Raw genomic sequence first — 16,954 nt, 5'->3', positions numbered from 1 at the left:
TTGACGAGTCGAACATAGTTTTTTTGTTGTAAATCAAGTACACTGACGATACACCTAATTTTAATGAAGACGGGATGCGTTCTATTATGAAAACGACTAATCCGCCGGTCGGTGGTCAAGCCATCGTCGAAGGCGTCATGTTCCAAAATGCGACCCACGCGGTCTCAGCGATTCGTCGAAACGATGAGTCGATCGAGACGTTCGCCCAACAAAAACCGGTTCGACCACGAATCGCTAAAGGCAAAAAAATTCCACTTCTACGTGGCTTGTTCGCTTTGATGGAGTCCTCAGCGAATGGTGCCAGTCATATGAACTTCGCAAGTGACCGATACGGTGTCAAACCTGGTGAAGAAGAGCCGGAAGAGACGACTGCCAGCCCTTTGACGAAATGGCTCGGCGTAGCTGTCGTCGGAGTCCTATCATTCTTTTTCGGTAAATTACTTTTTACGTTACTACCTGCTTTCCTTGCGTCACTATTCGATGTGTTCCCTGCTTTATCAGGACATGTCATTCAAAATGTCATCGAAGCAACAATCAAATTAACGCTTTTGTTCAGTTACCTCTACGTGATTTCATTGACTCCGCTCGTCAAACGACTCTTTCAATATCACGGTGCAGAGCATAAGGTCATCAACTGCGTCGAATCAGGACGCCCACTCACGGTCGAAAACGTTCGCGTCAGCAGTCGTCTTCATTACCGTTGCGGCTCGAGTTTCTTGATCTTCACCGTCATCGTCGGATTTTTCGTCTATCTGATCGTGCCAACGGATCCGCTTTGGTTGCGTCTCGTCTGCCGGATCGCTTTATTACCGGTCGTCATCGGTCTTTCATTTGAAGTGTTGCAGCTGACGAACAAAGCACAGCACATCAAAGGACTTCGCGTCATTGCCTTGCCTGGCCTATGGTTACAATACTTGACGACGAAAGAACCGGACGATGCACAGATCGAGGTTGCGATTTATGCGTTTGAAGCATTGGAAAAACAGGAACATAACCTACATGAGAATGCACTGGGTTAATCGATAACAGGGGTGATATTATGATCAGACAACGCATTGGTTCTACATTTGCACTCGTCGTGTTACTGTTCGCTTTTGTCGGCTTCGGATATAAACTCGTCAATAATCCAAGTAGTCTGTTTTCACAATTGCTGTTCTTCGGGATTACCGCCGGGATCATCTTCTTGCTCTTTAAGTTCCTGACTCGTAATCGAAGCGTCGGAACGGGCGCAAATGCTCAGTACCGAAAATCCGTCGCTCAATCAAAAAAAATGCATGGCTCTTCGAATTCTGTTCGCCGGACAGACTTTAAGAAAAAACCGGTCAAGTCTTCAAAAGCGCCGGCATCGAATAAAGTCAGACCGTTGCGGGATCGTTCAAAAGCGCCTCATCTGACAGTCATCGAAGGAAAAAAAGGCAAAAAGAAAAAACGTGCTTTCTAATTTCAGAAGTACATTAAAAAGGAGATTCGTCATGCGACGAACCTCCTTTTTTCGTGTTCAATCCGTTTCGACCCAACCGATATACGGTAGATTGCGATATTCCTCCGCACAATCGATTCCGTACCCAACAACGAAGTAATCCGGAATCTCGAAACCGACATAGTCTGCGTCGAGTTTTACTTCACGACGTGCCGGTTTATCAAGCAATGTACATACTTTGAGAACTCCGGGTTGATGCAATTTCATGTGATCACATAAGAAATGGAGCGTCCGCCCTGTGTCGATGATATCTTCGATGACGACGACATATTTCCCTTGCACATCGAGATCGAGATCTTTCTTCAACTGAACACGCCCGGAAGAGACGGTCTTTGTTCCGTAAGAAGAGCACGCGACTGTATCAATTTGAACGCTTCCTTTGATTTCGCGCATCAAATCGGCAGCAAAGACCATCGATCCTTTTAACACGACGACGAGAACGATTTGACGCCCAGCCGCATCTGCTTCGATCTGTTGTGCTAATTCACGAACTTTTTCTTTCAGTTGTGACTCCGACACTAATTTTTCTTTAATCGTGATTTCCATGACAAGGTGCGAACACCCGCCACCCCCTTCGTCCATTTTCAGGCTCAGTATAGCATATCCAACTTAAAATGCGCACTTTATCATAAAAATGTAATGGATCGTTCGTGTTTGAGAACTTTTTTGGCAAAGAAATATAAAAAAACAAGCCTCAATCTTCTGGATGGGCTTGTTGATAGCGATGCAGTTCCTCTTTCAAACCAGGACGTTCCGCAAAGAACTGAATCATTCCGTTAATCTTATCCAATGCTTCGATACTAATATGGTGCTCGATTCCTTCGACATCCTTATAGATCAGTTCTTCATCCACACCAACGAGACGAAGAAAATCTTCAAGCAAGGCATGTCGTTCCACGAGACGCTTCCCGATTTTGCGTCCTTTAGGCGTCAGCATGAGACCCCGATACTTTTCATAAACGAGGTACGTCTCCCGGTCGAGCTTTTGAACCATCTTCGTTACCGAGGACGGGTGAACTCCTAACGACTCCGCTATATCCGACACGCGGGCATATCCCTTATCTTCGATCAGTTTATAAATTTGTTCCAAATAATCTTCCATACTCGGAGTTGGCACGACATCACCTTCCCATTTCATTCATTAGCGTTTCCAGTTCCACTCATCACTACGGTATTTCTCGGCAAGACGCTCAATCTCCTGCCACTGCTCACTCGTGAACGTCAACGGAACGAACGACAAATCAAGTGCCTCTTCGAAGCCTTTCGTGAACGCTTCTCGTACCTCGTCAAAGGCGACAGCGCGACCTGCTAGCTCATTCAAAGCGACAGCCTTTCCAGAGAAACGTGCCTTCATCCGTTCGCGCGTCGACTCATCATCATACAAGAAACAATCAAACAATTCACCTTCATCGACAGAGAGCGGGACCGAACCGTGCTGTAAGACAACGCCTTGATGGCGGACTTGTGCACTTCCAGCGACTTTCCGTTTTCCGACAGCGAGTTCATAATACGATGCGGCATCAAAACAAACGGCTGATTTCGGCTTCCGTAACTCTTCTTTTTCCTCTTCCGTCAACGGAACGGAAAATTCGACCGGAATGCCGAGGTGATGGTATCCTTTGCGAATCCCTTCCGTCAACATCCGATAACTTTCGATGACCGTGCGTGGTAAACCTTCTGTATCTTCCGGGATGACGACACTGTACGTCAACTCGTCTGCATGCAAGACAGCGCGCCCTCCTGTCATCCGACGCACGATCGGAATCCCGAGCTCTGCAATCCGCTCTCGATCGATATCACGGGTTGCCCGTTGAAAATGACCAACACTTAATCCGCGTGGTTCCCATGAGTAAAAACGAAGCGTCGGTGCGATCTCCCCCCGCCCGACGAACTGAATCAATGCTTCATCGATTGCCATGTTCATTGCCGGCTCCATCGCCGGCGTCGTCAACACTTGCCACTCTCTGTTCACTTGAGCACCCCCAAAACGTTTCCGTCTTAGTGTATCAAACCCATTCTCGGTCGCGCAATCACGAGTCGATTGCCGAAATCGATTTCGTTGACTATAATGAAACAGAGGTTAAACGAACGAAGGGGTTGGAAGTCGAATATGGAAACTGGAACTATCATTACGATCGTATTATGGGTCGCGCTGATCGCCTACATCGCTTGGCGTTTCATGCCGGTCAAAGGCATCACGAAATTGTCGCAAGAAGAATTCCGTGCGAACTACCGTAAAGCACAAATCGTCGATGTTCGCGAAACACAGGAATTCAAAGGTGGACACATCGTCGGTGCCCGTAACATCCCGGTCAGCCAAATGAAGATGCGATCGAAGGAATTACGAAAAGACATGCCGATTTACTTGTATTGTCAAGGTAGCATGCGTTCTTCACAGGCTGCAAAAGTCTTGAAAAAAGCAGGCTATACGAATCTGTATCAGTTAAAAGGCGGATTCAAGCAGTGGTCAGGAAAAATCAAACGGAGCTAATGCTTCGTTCATCGCAAAAAGAGGATCTCTCCTTCGTCGGAGAAATCCTCTTTTTTATGAAATAGCTTATGCGTGTACTTCTTGTTTTGGTTCGTAGCGTAAGACCGGTTTTCGAGCAGCAAGTGTCTCGTCCATCCGTTTGACGATTGTCGTGTGTGGTGCGTTCAAGACGACATCCGGTGTCTCTTCGACCTCTTTTGCAATCTGGAGCATCGCATCACAGAAGGCATCGAGTGTTTCTTTCGACTCTGTTTCCGTCGGTTCGATCATGATACACTCCTCGACGTTCAATGGGAAGTAGATCGTTGGTGGATGGTATCCAAAGTCAAGCAGACGTTTAGCGATGTCAAGCGTCCGGACACCTAGTGCTTTTTGACGTTTACCCGACAAGACGAATTCGTGCTTGCAATAGACGTCGTATGGCGCGTCATACGCACCTTTGAGACGAGCCAACATATAGTTCGCATTCAAGACCGCTTCTTTCGAGACGCGAGCGAGACCTGCTCCACCCATCGTCCGAATATAGCTATAGGCACGCACGTTGATGCCGAAGTTACCGTAGAATGGTTTGACACGACCGATTGCTTCCGGGCGATCGTAGTCGAGGACATAACGCTCTTCCTCTTTGCGGACGATCGGTTTCGGTAAATACGGAATCAAATCTTGTTTGACCCCTACTGGACCCGACCCTGGTCCGCCGCCACCGTGCGGTCCTGTGAACGTCTTATGCAAGTTCAAGTGGACGACATCAAAGCCCATGTCTCCTGGACGAGCGATGCCCATGATCGCATTCGAGTTCGCACCATCGTAGTACAGTTTTCCGCCTGCCTCATGCACCGCTTTTGCGATTTCGACGATATCCGACTCGAATAAACCGAGCGTGTTTGGATTCGTCAACATGAGTGCCGCTGTATCGTCACCGACTTTTTTCTTTAAGTCTGCTAAATCAACGAGACCACGTTCATTCGATAAGACCGTCACGGTATCAAATCCAGCGACTGATGCCGATGCGGGATTCGTTCCGTGTGCCGAGTCCGGTACGAGGACTTTCGTCCGTTTAAAGTCACCACGTGCATGATGGTAGGCCTTAATCAACATCAAGCCTGTCCATTCACCGTGTGCTCCCGCCGCCGGCTGGAGCGTCACTTCATCCATTCCTGTGATGACTGCGAGTTTTTCTTGCAGATCATACATTAAACCGAGTGCCCCTTGGACACTTTCGACTGGTTGAAGCGGGTGAATGTGTGCAAACCCAGGGAGGCGTGCCATATCTTCATTGATTTTCGGGTTGTATTTCATCGTACATGACCCGAGTGGATAGAATCCAGAATCCACACCATGGTTACGGTTCGAGAGTGCCGTGTAGTGACGGACGAGATCCAGTTCAGATACTTCCGGTAGCGCCACGTCTTCCTTCCGTAACATCGAGGTCGGTAACAATTCTTCTACTGCCACCTCATCGACAGTCGGTAACGGTAAGCTATAGGCGATACGACCCGGTTTAGAAATTTCAAAGATCAATGTTTGCTCATTCATGTGTGAGTCCCCCTAACGCTGTCACGAATTGATCCAACTCTTCATTCGTCCGTAATTCCGTTGCACAAACAAGCATTTCATTTTGACGTGCCGCGTCATACGATCCTAACGGCAAACCGCCGATGATCCCGTGATCGAGCAATTGTTGACTCGCACGTGTCGCGTCGATTGGTAGCGTAACGACGAATTCATTGAAGCTCGGTCCATCGTCAACGATCGTAAAGCCAGCCTGTTTCAGCTTTTGTTTTAAGGCATGTGCCGTTTGCAAGTTACGTGTCGCGAGTTCCCGGATACCCCGTTTTCCGAGTGCACTCATCGCAATCGAAGCAGCGAGTGCATTCAACGCTTGGTTCGAACAGATATTAGATGTCGCCTTGTCACGGCGAATGTGTTGTTCACGTGCTTGTAATGTCAGAACGAAACCGCGTTTCCCATTCTCATCGACGGTCTGTCCAACGAGACGTCCCGGAATCTTACGCATCAACGCTTTTGTCGTCGTGAAATAACCACATGTCGGTCCACCAAAGCTTTGTGGAATTCCGAACGGTTGGCAATCTCCGATCGTAATGTCAGCGCCAAGTTTACCTGGCGCTTCTAAGATACCGAGTGCCAGTGGATTCGCAGAGACGATGAAGAGCGCACCACGTGCATGTGTCGCATCGGCCAATGCTTGTAGTTCTTCGACACGACCGTAGAAGTTCGGATACTGCACGATGACACAGGCGACGTCTTCGATGGCATCGAGTTGATCGATCCGTGTGACACCTTGCTCAAGCGATAATGTCTCGACGTTTAGTCCAGGACCGTTCGCATACGTCCGAACGACATCGTGTGCTTCCGGGTGAACGCCGTCTGAAAGAACGATCGTCTTTTTCTTCGTATGGGCACACGCAAGCATGGCCGCTTCCGCTAACGCCGTGATCCCGTCATACATCGAAGAATTCGCGACATCCATCCCTGTCAATTCACAAATCATCGATTGGAATTCAAAAATCGCTTGTAGCTCACCTTGCGAAATCTCTGGCTGATATGGTGTATAGGCAGTGTAAAACTCTGAGCGCAGTAACATATGGTTGACGACAGCAGGTGCATAGTGATCATAGATGCCTGCGCCAAGGAACGATGGATATTGTTTCGTATTCATGTTTTGGTCGGCAAGCTTCGATAGCGTCCGAATCAAGTCCGTTTCCGGAAGTGGCACGCCGACTTCTTCCAATGTACCGTTATCACGGACGGATGCCGGGATATCAGCGAGTAAATCTTCGATCGATGCTGCACCGATCGTCTGTAACATCGCCTGCTCATCTTCTGCTGTCATTGGTAAATAACGAAAATCCATAGAAATATCCCCCTTATTTCGTGCGACGATAAAACGGTGTCGCTGTTCGTTTCGCTGCTAAACGTTTTCCGCGTACTTCCACTTCAAATTGCTCTTGTTCCGCTACTTCTGCAGGAACGAGTGCCCAAGCAATCGCTTTTCCGACTGTCGGCGGCAACGTACCTGTCGTCACCACACCAACGACTTCCCCGTCATGCCAAACCGGTGCATCTTGACGCGCAATCCCTTTATCGAGTAATTCAAGACCGATCAAGCGTCGCGGTGCTCCTTGTTCTTTCTGTTGCAACAAGACCTCTGAACCGACGAACGGTTTGACTTGTGGTTTGACCGCAAAGCCCATTCCCGCTTCGATGGGTGAAATCGTTGCTGATAATTCATGTCCATAAAGTGGCAGACATGCCTCAAAACGTAATGTGTCACGTGCCCCGAGCCCGCATGGTACGACACCTTGCTCAAGTAGTGCTTGCCAGACAGCAGGTGCGTCACCAGCTGCCATGTAGAGTTCGAACCCATCTTCCCCTGTGTACCCACTGCGTGAGACGATCATTTCCACTCCTGCAACCGTCCCCTGTTGGAACTTGAAAAATCCGATCTCTGATAAGACAAGTGGTGTCATGCCGGAAAGGATGGCTTCCGCACGTGGTCCTTGGACCGCAATTTGACCATATTGTTCCGATTGATTCTCAAGCGTAACGTCCCCTGTTAGATAGTGACGTAAATGTTGTTCGTCTTTTTCAATGTTCGAAGCATTGACGACGAGAAGATAGTCCGTTTCTGCCAAACGATAGACGAGTAAATCATCCACTGTCCCACCGTCTTCTTGGCATAAGACGTTATATTGCGCTTGCCCCACCGCAATCTTTGAAATATCGTTCGATAATGTAGCTTGTAAAAACGTCAGAGCATCCGGTCCGCTGACGAACAGTTCTCCCATGTGCGAGACATCGAACATGCCGACGTTCTCCCTTACTGCAACGTGTTCTTCTTTAATCGAGGAAAACAAAACTGGCATTTCAAATCCCGCAAAATCCACCATCTTACCGGTTTGCGAAACCGTTTCGAATAACGGTGTTCTTTTCAATGTCGTTTGACTCATACAAATCCCCCTATTTACGAACGTTTTCACTCTCTCTTCTCTTTAATGTTCCATTTTCAAATCCATCTTACCAATTAAAATCATAATTATCTAGTATTATTCGGAAAAAGGAACATACGAAAAAGAGAGAAAGGACCCTGTCCCTTCTCTCCTATTGTTTCATATTCTTCCCATGAAAGCCATTTCAAAATTGTTTGATTCCGGCAGTTCGTTTGATTTCTTCCTGGAGTCGACGACCTTCCGTCACCAATTGGCTCGCTCCTTGCTTCACACGATTTCCTTCTTCAGTGATTCGATTGATATTCCCTTTGATTTGATCGATTCGCTGCGTCGTATGATCAATGTTCGTCTGCAAGGTTTGCTGACGAATCGTAAAGCGCTCCATCAGTTGTTTTAACTGCCGAATATCCTGAGACAGCTTCTTTTTGTAAAGACTGAATCCAAACAACACGAGTCCTATGATAGCCAATAAAATAATACCTAACGTAATCCAAATCATGACTTCTCCTCCAATACAGTTTCAATCGCACGCGTTAATTCTTCGATTGATGCCGTTCCTTCAAGTCGGACAGTAGCTACTCCAGCATATAAGGAATAGCGACGTTCAAACAATCGTCTCACTTGTTCCCGTTCTGTCACGAGTGGACGATTCGGATCAGCGGCGATCCGTTCCCAAATCAAATCAAAGGGTGTATCGATCCAGACGACTGTTCCGGACTCCTGCATGTACAGTCGGTTCTCTTCTCGTTCGATGATCCCGCCACCTGTGACGACCACTTCGGCTTTGCTACTCTTCAACAATTCGCTTTCATGTGTACGAAACCCTGCTTCGCCATGCTCAGCGAAAAAAGCGGTAATCGTTTGTCCATGTTCCTGTTCGAACCGTTCATCCAGTTCGTCGACCTCGTATTGTGAACCCAATCGATGTCCGACGGCTGTTTTACCAGTTCCCATAAACCCAATCAAATAAACCTTACTCATGTGTGACGACCGCCTCGATTCTTTGACCATTCTCTAATCTCGCTTCCATTTTAAAGTCTTTATCGGTCGCTGTACAGCTGACTTGTCCGATTGGGTAGCGGAGGGTCTCGTCCTTCGTACAATCTGCTTTCGCCGCTCGGATGAGAGACTCGAGTTGAAGGGCTTCTTGCTCTAACTGATGATGCCGCATCTCTTCGTCAATTTGCTGACAAGAAATCAAGAGCACGACTCCCATTCCTAGAAGTAACAGTAACGTTTGAATCAAGATGAATCCTTCCTGACGCATCGGAAGGAACGTCTGCTGTCGTTCAACTGAATCGAGAGAATCTCGGCATCCCCTGTCACGGTATAGTGTTTGACGTCGCGGGCGTATGTCAGTTCACCTCCCTGTTCTTTCTTGAGACGCAGTTGATCTTGCACACGGACGAGACGCCACTTTTCAGCCGTCTCTCCCGGATTGACGTCCATTCCACGAATCTCGTCTCCGACGCGCTCACACATCGTACTACGCCACATCAGTCGTTCCACGGTATGAAAGAACAATTTTTCATTCATTCGGTTGACTTCCGGCGGACGAACGAGAGGGGTCAATGTCAAGATTGCCAGCAGAAGAAGTGGGCTCAGCCATAGGACGAATGAGAGTTCGAGAAGGGTCATTCCGGATTCCGCTCGCAAGACACATCGTTTCATTGCACCACTCTCCTTGTTTCAGGACATAGGACGCTGTTCGGTTTTCAACTTGATCCGTCGCCATCTGCTCAAGCTGTTCCGTCTCTTGTTCCCATTTCATTTGTTTCGTCCGTAAATCGAGATAAGGATCAATCGCTAACATCATGAAGATACCGATTGCAACGATCGAGAGCATCACTTCAAGCAAAGAGAAGCCCGCTTGGCGTTCGTTCTGCATCCTTCTCACCTCACTTTACGGATTGCCATTTGATAGTTCCCAAGTAAGAATTTGATTTCATATTCGGCTGTTGCCGAACGGCAAGACCAGGTCGCTGCATAAATCGAGTGATAGCTTTTAAAATAGATGATGCGATTCGAGGGTGGAACGGTACACGTATGACCATTTTGGAATGTCCGTTGCCATAACAACCGGTCATCCGCAAGGACAAGGTATCCTGCACCGTCTCCTCGAAATCGAAACTGCATCAATGATTGATCTTGCTTTGAGTACTGCATCAGTCGAAGTGTCTGAATATCTTGTTCCATCAGACGAACCTCTTGTTCAAGCGGAATCCAGTCCGGTCGTTTTTCAAACAGTGCCGGTAATAAAAAAACAAGTAAACAAGCAATGATTGTCAGCACCGCCGTCATCTCAAATAAGGTAAATCCACGTTCACTTCGTAAGTTCGCCAGTCTTCGGATCATACGTATACGTCTCCTGATCACAGACGAGAGCATTCGGTTTATCAGCTGTTCCGCGATTGATCGTCTGAAGCGATTCTGGGTACTTCTTCTCTTTGGCATAGTAAAGGTTTACTTCTGACCGAATGACTCGAATGTTCGCCTCACAACTCACACCTTTCGCCTGGTCCTTTCCACTTGTCATCGTTGGAATCAAAACGAGCAGTAATAACGAAATGATCAATAAGACGGCTGCCATCTCAAGTAAGGTGAATCCATCCTGTCGCTTTAAGAATTGTTTCATCGTATCGTCTCCTCTGTTTAGAATGGAAGCTGCTGTATCGCTAGCTGTATCGGATAATACAAGATGAGAAACAACGTTCCCGTCATGATCGTCAATCCACCGTACAAAATCGGCTCTATCCATAACAACTTTTTCTCTAGTTCCTCTTCCATCGACTCATGCAAAAGTGTCGCTTGTTCAAGCAATAACGGTCCAAGATCGCCACTTTCCCGCGCCAAATGGACGATTCCAATCGTCTCGGCTTCGATGATCTCATCTTCGCCAAGCGCTTCTGCAAGTGGTTCCCCTGCCTGTTGTTTAGCATGTAGACGAGCATAGAGATGCCCTTTTTTATTCGCTTGTCCTTGCTCTAGATGGCGAAAGGTCTCTTCGAGCGAGAAGCCAGCATCGATGAACGATCCTACTTCGATCGTGAATAAATAGCTGTAGTAGAGGCGAATCAAACGCTGTAGCGGTTTCAGTCGTAAAATACGGTTTAACGGAAAGAAGCGAAAAAAGAGGTACCCGGAGGTCAACAAAATAACGGGAATACTTGCGAGCAGATATTTCGCAGAGGGGTGAAGAAGGAGATGCAGAAATGAGGGGAGAGTCTTCGGGTCCGACATCTCGAGGAGAGACGGAAATACGTAGAGGGCGTAAAAGAAGAACAGAAGGAATAGACTGGTCGCTAGAACAAGCGGATACCGAATCATCTTCCAAAACTTCGATCGCATTTCTGTTTCGAGGTCGAGCAGTTTCACGATTTGGCGAAGAACGAGCAATGGTCGCTCTGTCCTTTCTCCAACGAAAAGAAGTCGTTTTAAGGTATTCGTTAACGCAAGCGGTTCAAGCGATGCTGCAAAGGAGTCTCCTTTTTCAAGACATTGTTCCATTTCTCCGACTACTTCCGCGAACGGCTGACGCTCGAATCGTTTTAAAATGAGTAACGTCTCTTTCGCGGAAATGCCTTTTGATAACAAACGGTGATATCGTTTTAAGAACCGACTTTGATCGCGGCTTGTAAGTTTCTGACGGTACAGCGGACATCCTCTCCTTTTCGCTCGAGATGAATGATGCGTTGACAGACAGCTAGTTCTGACTCTTCGATCCCTAAACTACGCAATCGCAATCGCGCCTCATCAATACTTCCAGCGTGTAACGTAAATAACACGACGTGACCACTAAGTGCGGCATTCATCGTCAAACGTGCTGCCTCTCTCGTCCGCACCTCACCAAAAGCAATCCAATCCGGATCCGCTCGCAATATTTCCTCAAAACATCGCGTAGCAGTGAAGCCTGCCTTTTCATTTAGTTCCAGTTGTAAGACGTTTGGTACCGTACATTCCACCGGATCTTCAATCGAGATGATTCGCTTTTCTTCCATTGCACTCATCAAGGAATATAACATCGTCGTCTTTCCTGCACCTGTCGATCCAGAAATGACGATACACCCGTGTCGTTGTTCAGCTAACCAGGCGAAGTCCAATTGATTGTGTAACGTTCGTAAAGCTGTTTCTTGAGAGACCGTTGATCGATAAAATCGCCACGACATCGCATCCCCTTGTCGACTCGGCAACAACGAGACACGCATGCCCTTTTTCCCGTGCGGATACAAACCACTTTGCGGAATCCGCTCATTCTGTTCCTTTAAGTTCGCCTCATAGCGGACATGACTGACAAGTGTCCGGTAACGTGTCAGTTCCACCTCTTCTTGTTCACACAAACCATCACCCGTTCGACAAACTATTCGGACGCAAGCTTCATTCGGTACGAAATGAACATCTGTTGCACCAAGTGATTCGAATCGTTCCATGAGTTGTGTCGTCCATTCCTTCATTTCTCTTCACCTCCCTACCGCAAACAATACACAAAAAAAAGAAGCCGACCAAACCGGCTTCTTTACGATACGTGTGCGATTGTCCGATGTTTACGCTTCGCCAATGTCTCAAGACCTGGTTTATCGTATCCGATAACAAGTTGTTTTCCATCAGTGATGATTGGGCGGCGTAATAATTTCGGATTGTCACTCATGAGGCGTAATAACTCACTGAGTTTCATGTCTTCAATATCAATGCCGAGATCCTTGAAGGCTTGACTGCGTGTTGCGAGCAAACTTTCAATCCCATCCGTCGATAATTTCAACAGTTCCATGAGTTCATCAACTGTTGGAGCATTTCTGAACAGATGACGTTCCTCTACATCAACATGTTCCTCTTTTAACCATGATTTCGTTTTACGACATGATGTACAGCTTGGGTATGTGAAAAAGACTAACTCATTCGTCATTTTTGCTCCTCCTCTCAAAGTGTGGGGTTTCATTACAGTTACTATAGCACGTTAATTTGACTTTGTACACCTTTTGTACAACTATTGTACAACTTTTTTTGAAACTTCATCTTTTGTTCACAGTTATTCCTTAACAATCACTAGAACAGGATGGACGGATGATTGTTTGCTTGGTAAAATAAGTACGTATATTGACTATCTGTCGGATTTAGGGGGTTATAGGAATGGGGAGAATGTACCGCGTACTCGGTTTCTGGACTGGTATCATCGCAGTCATGGCATTTATCGGCGCATTGGGTGGCGATGCAAGCTCAAGTGAGCATACGGATTCATTTTTAGTCATGGGCTTCGTCTTCTTAGCACAAACTGTCTTTTTTGCAGCGCTCGGTTACTTGCGCTTAACTGAAAAAACGTATGTCTATATCTTTGGAGCTTACTTAACTGTATTTTTCATCGTCTTTACGTACTGGTCGAACTTCCAGATGTAATGAAAAAAACTCGTCATCCTTTTGGATGGCGAGTTTTTTTAGTCAGAGGAATGGATTCGATTTCATTTCTTGACGAATCGTCGTACTCGGACCATGCCCTGGATAAACCGTCGTATCTGCCGGTAGTTCCGCGATGAGTCGATCCAGTGAACGCATCAATACGTCTTGATCCCCACCGTGTAGATCCGTTCGTCCGACGCCTTGCTGGAACAGGAGATCTCCACCGAACGCGATCCGTTCTCCTTTAAAGTAGAACGTCACACTTCCTGGTGAGTGTCCTGGCGTCTCAAGTACATGCATCGAAAAGCTACCGATCGTCAATCGTCCTGGTTGCAACAAATGATCCGCTGGTTTCATCCGCATCGGTGGCATTCCGAATTTTGCTGAACCATTCCATTCTGGATTACCGAGCCATCCTGCTTCTTCCGGATGCACGTAGACAGGGGCTTCCGTGAAGCGTCGTAACATATCCACACCACCAATGTGGTCAAAATGCGCATGCGTCAACAAAATCGCTTTTAATGTTGCTCCCCGACTTTCAATCTCATCGAAAAACCGCATATCTTCTGTACCCGGATCAATGACGAGACATTCCTTATCTTTAAATAACAAATAACCATTCTCAGATGCCATACCGGAAGTGATCATTACGATTTCCATTCTATAAAACCCCTTTACAATAGACTCTTCTCCTACTATACACGAAATTGTCGAAAGTTCCTGCAACGCCCTCTCGACTTTATCCCGCGAGTCGGATAAACTAAAAAGTGAGATTTAAGTGAAATCTTCGTGAAATTCATAACGTGATTGTTTAAGGGGGAGTACGTCATGCATTTGGATCAACCAATCGGTTGGCTTTTCTTCTTCGTCGCACTCGTCGGCGTTTGGGCCGTCGTTCGTTCACTTAAGAAACGCCAAATGTTTCCACTCGTATTCGCAGGTCTGACTGTCGTCTTATTCGGCTGGTTCGGGATTGCGACATTGATTTACGGCGGTATTCCATCGTAATCAAGATACGCTAAAAAGAGGCTGACTCAAAAGTCAGTATCTACAAAGATAAGGGAGGCAGATTGATGATCTGCCTCCCTTATCTCGTAATAAAAAGAATGACGCGTCATTCTTTTTTTTGAGTCAGCCCCTTGAGACTAAAGACAAAGTGCAATTTTTCTCTAACGAGAAGGATTGCACTTTTTTGTTCGTTTCGAATCGTTTTCCTGAGACAAGCATCGCGCCGCTTCAATTCGCTACAGGGTCGCTCTTGCTTGTTATTCCCTAGGAAGCGATGTCGAGTGAACAAAACGCTTCCCTGATCCTTCTTCCGAGTATCAAAAGAATGACGCGTTACACGCCACTCTTACAGGAAAAAGCGCAATTTTGCGCTGTTAGAGGCACACGCCTGAGGAAAGGGCGTGAAAAGATGCGTCATTTTTTGGTGTCAGCCCTTTTGTCTAAAATCTGAAGAGAGATGCCTCGCGCATCTCTCTTTTTATTTGCCTTTCTACAAAAAAACGAATCCACTCGAAAGTAGATTCGTTTTCTTCATCTTATTTTGAAGTTTGAAGGAAACGGAGCAAGTCACCATAGATGACTTTATCCGAAAGTCCTAACTCCTTCTCGGATTGTTTCGTAGATTGTTTACACATCTCTGCTAACTCTCCATCTTTTACCTCTTCACCTGTCTGACGATCATAACATGTTTCCTGCGTATAAACCGTTTTGTCTGTTATGACGGAACCATCGCGGAACAGCGCATAATCCTTGTGCTGTTTCGAGAAGAGATCAGTACCGAACAATACTTCATTCTTGAAGTCTTGTCCTAACAGATGAAGCAATGTCGGTTTAATGTCGATTTGGCTCGCGACGTCTTCATGTTTGACACCTTTCGTTTGACCCGGTAAATGGATCACGAATGGTACACGTTGCAATTGCGCGACATCATACGGCGTCAACTCATCTTTGTTCATGAGTTCTGCCATCGCAGCATTGTGGTTCGTCGAGATACCATAGTGGTCACCATAGACCATGAAGATCGTATCATCCCACGTACCATCTTTTTTCAGACCCTCGATGAATTTACCGAGTGCCATATCTTGATACGCTAGTGCCTGAACGTAGTGGTTCAGCGTCGTAGAACTTGTCTCAAGCGGTGGTACAAGTTCATCTTCTGGTTTTGGCATCTCAAATGGATAGTGGTTCGTCAATGTGATGAACTTCGAATAGAACGGACGTGGTAAATCTTTCAACATCGGCAATGACTGTTCAAAGAATTTATCATCGAGCAAGCCCCACTCCGTCAAATCTGCTGGATCACCTAGGTCATAATCCGTCTCTGAGAAGAAACGATCGACGCCAAAGCTATTGTAGACGATGTCTCGGTTCCAGAACGATTTGTTGTTTGCATGGAAAACAGCTGAATAATAGCCGTCTTCTTTCAGCATTTCAGGAGTTGCCCGGAATTCATTTTCTCCGTTCGTAAAGAATGCTGCACCGCGTCCAAGTGGATAGATCGAGTTTTCGAGAATGAACTCAGCATCTGCCGTTTTCCCTTGTCCTGTGTTGTGATAGAAGTTATCCCATGAATGCGATTCCTTGATCAACTTATTCAGGTTCGGTGTAATCTCTTGTCCGTTTGGTGCTTTTAATCCAACTGCAAAGGATTGTGCCGACTCAAAGGAAACGACGATGACGTTCTTTCCTTTGTACTTTCCGAACATAGCTGGGTTCGGTTCAGCATGTTTTGAATCAATGAAACTTTGAACTTCCGACAGTTCAGAACTGTCCGCGAGTGCTTTTTGCGCAGATGTCTTAGACTGAATGAGAGCATCATACATATGGAAGTTAAATGTTCCGATGTTTTTAACGAGCAATTCTCGGTCGAAGGCACGTGTGAGCAATTCTGGACGTTCTGTCTCAGCGAGCGTCAAGTTTCCAAGGAAAACGACAACTGCTGCAACGAATGCGAGAATCGCGCGTCCACGTGACGCAACATTTTTTGACATGTCCATTTTCCGTAAGAAGAACGGTAAGATGATCAAGTCACCGACGATCAATAAATCGGACCAATTCAAAAGTGACCCGAGCGATGCAGAAACAGTTTCCGCATTCGATGTTTGGAACAATACCGGCAACGTCAGATAGTCATTAAAGAAGCGGAAGAAAATGATGTCCGCATATAAAATGAGTGTCGCGACGAACAGTGTGCCGTAGATGAACCATTTTTGAACATTTCCTCGGAAGAAGAAGCTGAACCCGAACATGAAGAGCGCTGAACTAATTGGGTTAATTAGTAGAATGAATGCTTGCGCAGAGTTTGTTACGGGAACGTTGAAGAAAAGTGTATACGCTAAATACGTTTTTAACCAAATCAATAAGGTCGCAATCCAAAAGAGCTTGTGCTCTTTATAGGTGCTGCGAACGCCTTGACCCATCTTTAGGCGCATTCGCGACCAGATGTTTGCGTCTTGCTGCATAAAAACCTGCCTCCTAATTTACATGTGCTTTCTGATTTCAGTTCACACAACTTACCTCATAATTTACATATACCCATATCACGTGAAAATTTTACGCTTAGTTTTACAAAAATGCAACTGGAATCCGGAAGATACTTAACAATCACATAATTAC

At 46.5% G+C, this 16,954-nt stretch carries 23 protein-coding genes; 5 read left to right on the top strand and 18 right to left on the bottom strand.

The genetic code is table 11. The annotated features are described in order from the left end of the window. Positions 1-86 precede the first annotated feature (86 nt). Together U719_RS04595 and U719_RS04590 are read left to right on the top strand one after the other, a co-directional pair. Entirely contained in the window at positions 87-1,019 is a 933-nt protein-coding gene (locus tag U719_RS04595) for a DUF1385 domain-containing protein (protein ID WP_023467574.1), read from the top strand. 20 nt (positions 1,020-1,039) lie between these two features. Further along, positions 1,040-1,441 (top strand): SA1362 family protein, encoded by a 402-nt coding sequence (locus tag U719_RS04590; RefSeq protein WP_023467573.1) that lies wholly within the window; start codon positions 1,040-1,042, stop codon positions 1,439-1,441. Between the two features lie 57 nt (positions 1,442-1,498). On the opposite strand, the gene hpt is transcribed toward U719_RS04590, so the two are convergent. The 3 genes from hpt to U719_RS04575 all read right to left on the bottom strand — a co-directional run bounded on the left by hpt (position 1,499) and on the right by U719_RS04575 (position 3,452). Next, complete coding sequence (gene hpt, locus U719_RS04585; protein ID WP_023467572.1) at positions 1,499-2,026, bottom strand: hypoxanthine phosphoribosyltransferase; 528 nt, start codon at positions 2,024-2,026, stop codon at positions 1,499-1,501. 148 nt (positions 2,027-2,174) lie between these two features. Further along, positions 2,175-2,597 (bottom strand): transcriptional regulator MntR, encoded by a 423-nt coding sequence (mntR, locus tag U719_RS04580; RefSeq protein ID WP_035398709.1) that lies wholly within the window; start codon positions 2,595-2,597, stop codon positions 2,175-2,177. 24 nt (positions 2,598-2,621) lie between these two features. Beyond that, positions 2,622-3,452 carry a lipoate--protein ligase family protein gene (locus U719_RS04575; protein WP_023467570.1) on the bottom strand — a complete coding sequence of 277 codons (831 nt, stop codon included), beginning with the start codon at positions 3,450-3,452 and terminating at the stop codon, positions 2,622-2,624. Positions 3,453-3,590: 138 nt separating this feature from the next. Between U719_RS04575 and U719_RS04570 the strand changes: the two genes are divergently transcribed. Beyond that, positions 3,591-3,971 carry a rhodanese-like domain-containing protein gene (locus tag U719_RS04570; protein ID WP_023467569.1) on the top strand — a complete coding sequence of 127 codons (381 nt, stop codon included), beginning with the start codon at positions 3,591-3,593 and terminating at the stop codon, positions 3,969-3,971. A gap of 66 nt (positions 3,972-4,037) precedes the next feature. On the opposite strand, the gene gcvPB is transcribed toward U719_RS04570, so the two are convergent. The 13 genes from gcvPB to U719_RS04505 form a co-directional block, all read right to left on the bottom strand. Next, positions 4,038-5,507: an aminomethyl-transferring glycine dehydrogenase subunit GcvPB gene (gene gcvPB / locus U719_RS04565; protein WP_023467568.1), complete on the bottom strand. Its 1,470-nt coding sequence runs from the start codon at positions 5,505-5,507 to the stop codon at positions 4,038-4,040. Beyond that, the gene (gene gcvPA / locus U719_RS04560) at positions 5,500-6,846 is read right to left on the bottom strand and encodes an aminomethyl-transferring glycine dehydrogenase subunit GcvPA (RefSeq protein WP_023467567.1); all 1,347 of its coding nucleotides are present in this window, start codon (positions 6,844-6,846) and stop codon (positions 5,500-5,502) included. The genes gcvPB and gcvPA overlap by 8 nt, the downstream gene beginning before the upstream one ends. Positions 6,847-6,859: 13 nt before the next feature. Continuing rightward, complete coding sequence (gcvT, locus tag U719_RS04555) at positions 6,860-7,942, bottom strand: glycine cleavage system aminomethyltransferase GcvT (protein WP_023467566.1); 1,083 nt, start codon at positions 7,940-7,942, stop codon at positions 6,860-6,862. Between the two features lie 184 nt (positions 7,943-8,126). Further along, positions 8,127-8,441: a hypothetical protein gene (locus U719_RS04550; protein ID WP_023467565.1), complete on the bottom strand. Its 315-nt coding sequence runs from the start codon at positions 8,439-8,441 to the stop codon at positions 8,127-8,129. Continuing rightward, on the bottom strand, positions 8,438-8,923 hold the full coding sequence (locus U719_RS04545) for a shikimate kinase (protein ID WP_023467564.1): 486 nt from the start codon (positions 8,921-8,923) through the stop codon (positions 8,438-8,440). The genes U719_RS04550 and U719_RS04545 overlap by 4 nt, the downstream gene beginning before the upstream one ends. Next, positions 8,916-9,209, bottom strand: a complete 294-nt coding sequence (locus tag U719_RS04540; RefSeq protein ID WP_023467563.1) for a hypothetical protein — start codon at positions 9,207-9,209, stop codon at positions 8,916-8,918. The genes U719_RS04545 and U719_RS04540 overlap by 8 nt, the downstream gene beginning before the upstream one ends. Beyond that, on the bottom strand, positions 9,185-9,451 hold the full coding sequence (locus U719_RS04535) for a hypothetical protein (RefSeq protein WP_235147625.1): 267 nt from the start codon (positions 9,449-9,451) through the stop codon (positions 9,185-9,187). Before U719_RS04535 ends, U719_RS04540 begins: the two co-directional genes overlap by 25 nt. A gap of 19 nt (positions 9,452-9,470) precedes the next feature. Then, complete coding sequence (locus U719_RS04530; RefSeq protein WP_023467561.1) at positions 9,471-9,830, bottom strand: type II secretion system protein; 360 nt, start codon at positions 9,828-9,830, stop codon at positions 9,471-9,473. Positions 9,831-9,835: 5 nt separating this feature from the next. Next, on the bottom strand, positions 9,836-10,297 hold the full coding sequence (locus U719_RS04525; RefSeq protein ID WP_023467560.1) for a type II secretion system protein: 462 nt from the start codon (positions 10,295-10,297) through the stop codon (positions 9,836-9,838). Continuing rightward, positions 10,266-10,577, bottom strand: coding sequence for a competence type IV pilus major pilin ComGC (locus U719_RS04520; RefSeq protein ID WP_023467559.1), 312 nt, complete (start codon positions 10,575-10,577; stop codon positions 10,266-10,268). Before U719_RS04520 ends, U719_RS04525 begins: the two co-directional genes overlap by 32 nt. Before the next feature lie 17 nt (positions 10,578-10,594). Next, on the bottom strand, positions 10,595-11,536 hold the full coding sequence (locus U719_RS04515) for a type II secretion system F family protein (RefSeq protein WP_023467558.1): 942 nt from the start codon (positions 11,534-11,536) through the stop codon (positions 10,595-10,597). Between the two features lie 14 nt (positions 11,537-11,550). Further along, the gene (locus U719_RS04510) at positions 11,551-12,393 is read right to left on the bottom strand and encodes an ATPase, T2SS/T4P/T4SS family (protein WP_023467557.1); all 843 of its coding nucleotides are present in this window, start codon (positions 12,391-12,393) and stop codon (positions 11,551-11,553) included. Positions 12,394-12,455: 62 nt separating this feature from the next. Next, the gene (locus U719_RS04505) at positions 12,456-12,842 is read right to left on the bottom strand and encodes a Spx/MgsR family RNA polymerase-binding regulatory protein (RefSeq protein ID WP_023467556.1); all 387 of its coding nucleotides are present in this window, start codon (positions 12,840-12,842) and stop codon (positions 12,456-12,458) included. Positions 12,843-13,066: 224 nt separating this feature from the next. Between U719_RS04505 and U719_RS04500 the strand changes: the two genes are divergently transcribed. Then, positions 13,067-13,330: a DUF2626 family protein gene (locus U719_RS04500; RefSeq protein WP_023467555.1), complete on the top strand. Its 264-nt coding sequence runs from the start codon at positions 13,067-13,069 to the stop codon at positions 13,328-13,330. Between the two features lie 42 nt (positions 13,331-13,372). Here U719_RS04500 and U719_RS04495 read toward each other — a convergent pair whose 3' ends face one another. Then, entirely contained in the window at positions 13,373-13,990 is a 618-nt protein-coding gene (locus U719_RS04495; RefSeq protein WP_023467554.1) for an MBL fold metallo-hydrolase, read from the bottom strand. Positions 13,991-14,158: 168 nt separating this feature from the next. On the opposite strand from U719_RS04495, the gene U719_RS04490 reads away from it, so the two are divergent. Next, a complete protein-coding gene (locus U719_RS04490) occupies positions 14,159-14,338 on the top strand; it encodes a DUF2759 domain-containing protein (RefSeq protein WP_023467553.1) in 180 nt (59 codons plus the stop codon). A 536-nt stretch (positions 14,339-14,874) separates the two neighbouring features. Here U719_RS04490 and U719_RS04485 read toward each other — a convergent pair. Then, complete coding sequence (locus U719_RS04485; protein WP_023467552.1) at positions 14,875-16,800, bottom strand: LTA synthase family protein; 1,926 nt, start codon at positions 16,798-16,800, stop codon at positions 14,875-14,877. Between the last annotated feature and the right edge of the window lie 154 nt (positions 16,801-16,954).

Origin of the sequence: Exiguobacterium sp. MH3 (genome assembly GCF_000496635.1) — a bacterium.
In the GTDB taxonomy this organism is placed as follows: Bacteria; Bacillota; Bacilli; order Exiguobacteriales; family Exiguobacteriaceae; genus Exiguobacterium_A; species Exiguobacterium_A indicum.
Note: the sequence above shows the minus strand (reverse complement) of the source record. Positions and strands in the feature narration are given on the sequence as shown.

Excerpts from the sequence above, each read along its gene's own strand:
- U719_RS04595 (WP_023467574.1), top strand. The coding sequence starts at position 87 with ATGAAAACGACTAATCCGCCGGTCGGTGGTCAAGCCATCGTCGAAGGC.
- U719_RS04590 (WP_023467573.1), top strand. The coding sequence starts at position 1,040 with ATGATCAGACAACGCATTGGTTCTACATTTGCACTCGTCGTGTTACTG.
- hpt (WP_023467572.1), bottom strand. The coding sequence starts at position 2,026 with ATGGAAATCACGATTAAAGAAAAATTAGTGTCGGAGTCACAACTGAAA.
- U719_RS04570 (WP_023467569.1), top strand. The coding sequence starts at position 3,591 with ATGGAAACTGGAACTATCATTACGATCGTATTATGGGTCGCGCTGATC.
- gcvPB (WP_023467568.1), bottom strand. The coding sequence starts at position 5,507 with ATGAATGAGCAAACATTGATCTTTGAAATTTCTAAACCGGGTCGTATC.
- gcvPA (WP_023467567.1), bottom strand. The coding sequence starts at position 6,846 with ATGGATTTTCGTTATTTACCAATGACAGCAGAAGATGAGCAGGCGATG.
- gcvT (WP_023467566.1), bottom strand. The coding sequence starts at position 7,942 with ATGAGTCAAACGACATTGAAAAGAACACCGTTATTCGAAACGGTTTCG.
- U719_RS04550 (WP_023467565.1), bottom strand. The coding sequence starts at position 8,441 with ATGATTTGGATTACGTTAGGTATTATTTTATTGGCTATCATAGGACTC.
- U719_RS04545 (WP_023467564.1), bottom strand. The coding sequence starts at position 8,923 with ATGAGTAAGGTTTATTTGATTGGGTTTATGGGAACTGGTAAAACAGCC.
- U719_RS04540 (WP_023467563.1), bottom strand. The coding sequence starts at position 9,209 with ATGCGTCAGGAAGGATTCATCTTGATTCAAACGTTACTGTTACTTCTA.
- U719_RS04530 (WP_023467561.1), bottom strand. The coding sequence starts at position 9,830 with ATGCAGAACGAACGCCAAGCGGGCTTCTCTTTGCTTGAAGTGATGCTC.
- U719_RS04525 (WP_023467560.1), bottom strand. The coding sequence starts at position 10,297 with ATGATCCGAAGACTGGCGAACTTACGAAGTGAACGTGGATTTACCTTA.
- U719_RS04520 (WP_023467559.1), bottom strand. The coding sequence starts at position 10,577 with ATGAAACAATTCTTAAAGCGACAGGATGGATTCACCTTACTTGAGATG.
- U719_RS04510 (WP_023467557.1), bottom strand. The coding sequence starts at position 12,393 with ATGAAGGAATGGACGACACAACTCATGGAACGATTCGAATCACTTGGT.
- U719_RS04505 (WP_023467556.1), bottom strand. The coding sequence starts at position 12,842 with ATGACGAATGAGTTAGTCTTTTTCACATACCCAAGCTGTACATCATGT.
- U719_RS04500 (WP_023467555.1), top strand. The coding sequence starts at position 13,067 with ATGGGGAGAATGTACCGCGTACTCGGTTTCTGGACTGGTATCATCGCA.
- U719_RS04495 (WP_023467554.1), bottom strand. The coding sequence starts at position 13,990 with ATGGAAATCGTAATGATCACTTCCGGTATGGCATCTGAGAATGGTTAT.
- U719_RS04490 (WP_023467553.1), top strand. The coding sequence starts at position 14,159 with ATGCATTTGGATCAACCAATCGGTTGGCTTTTCTTCTTCGTCGCACTC.
- U719_RS04485 (WP_023467552.1), bottom strand. The coding sequence starts at position 16,800 with ATGCAGCAAGACGCAAACATCTGGTCGCGAATGCGCCTAAAGATGGGT.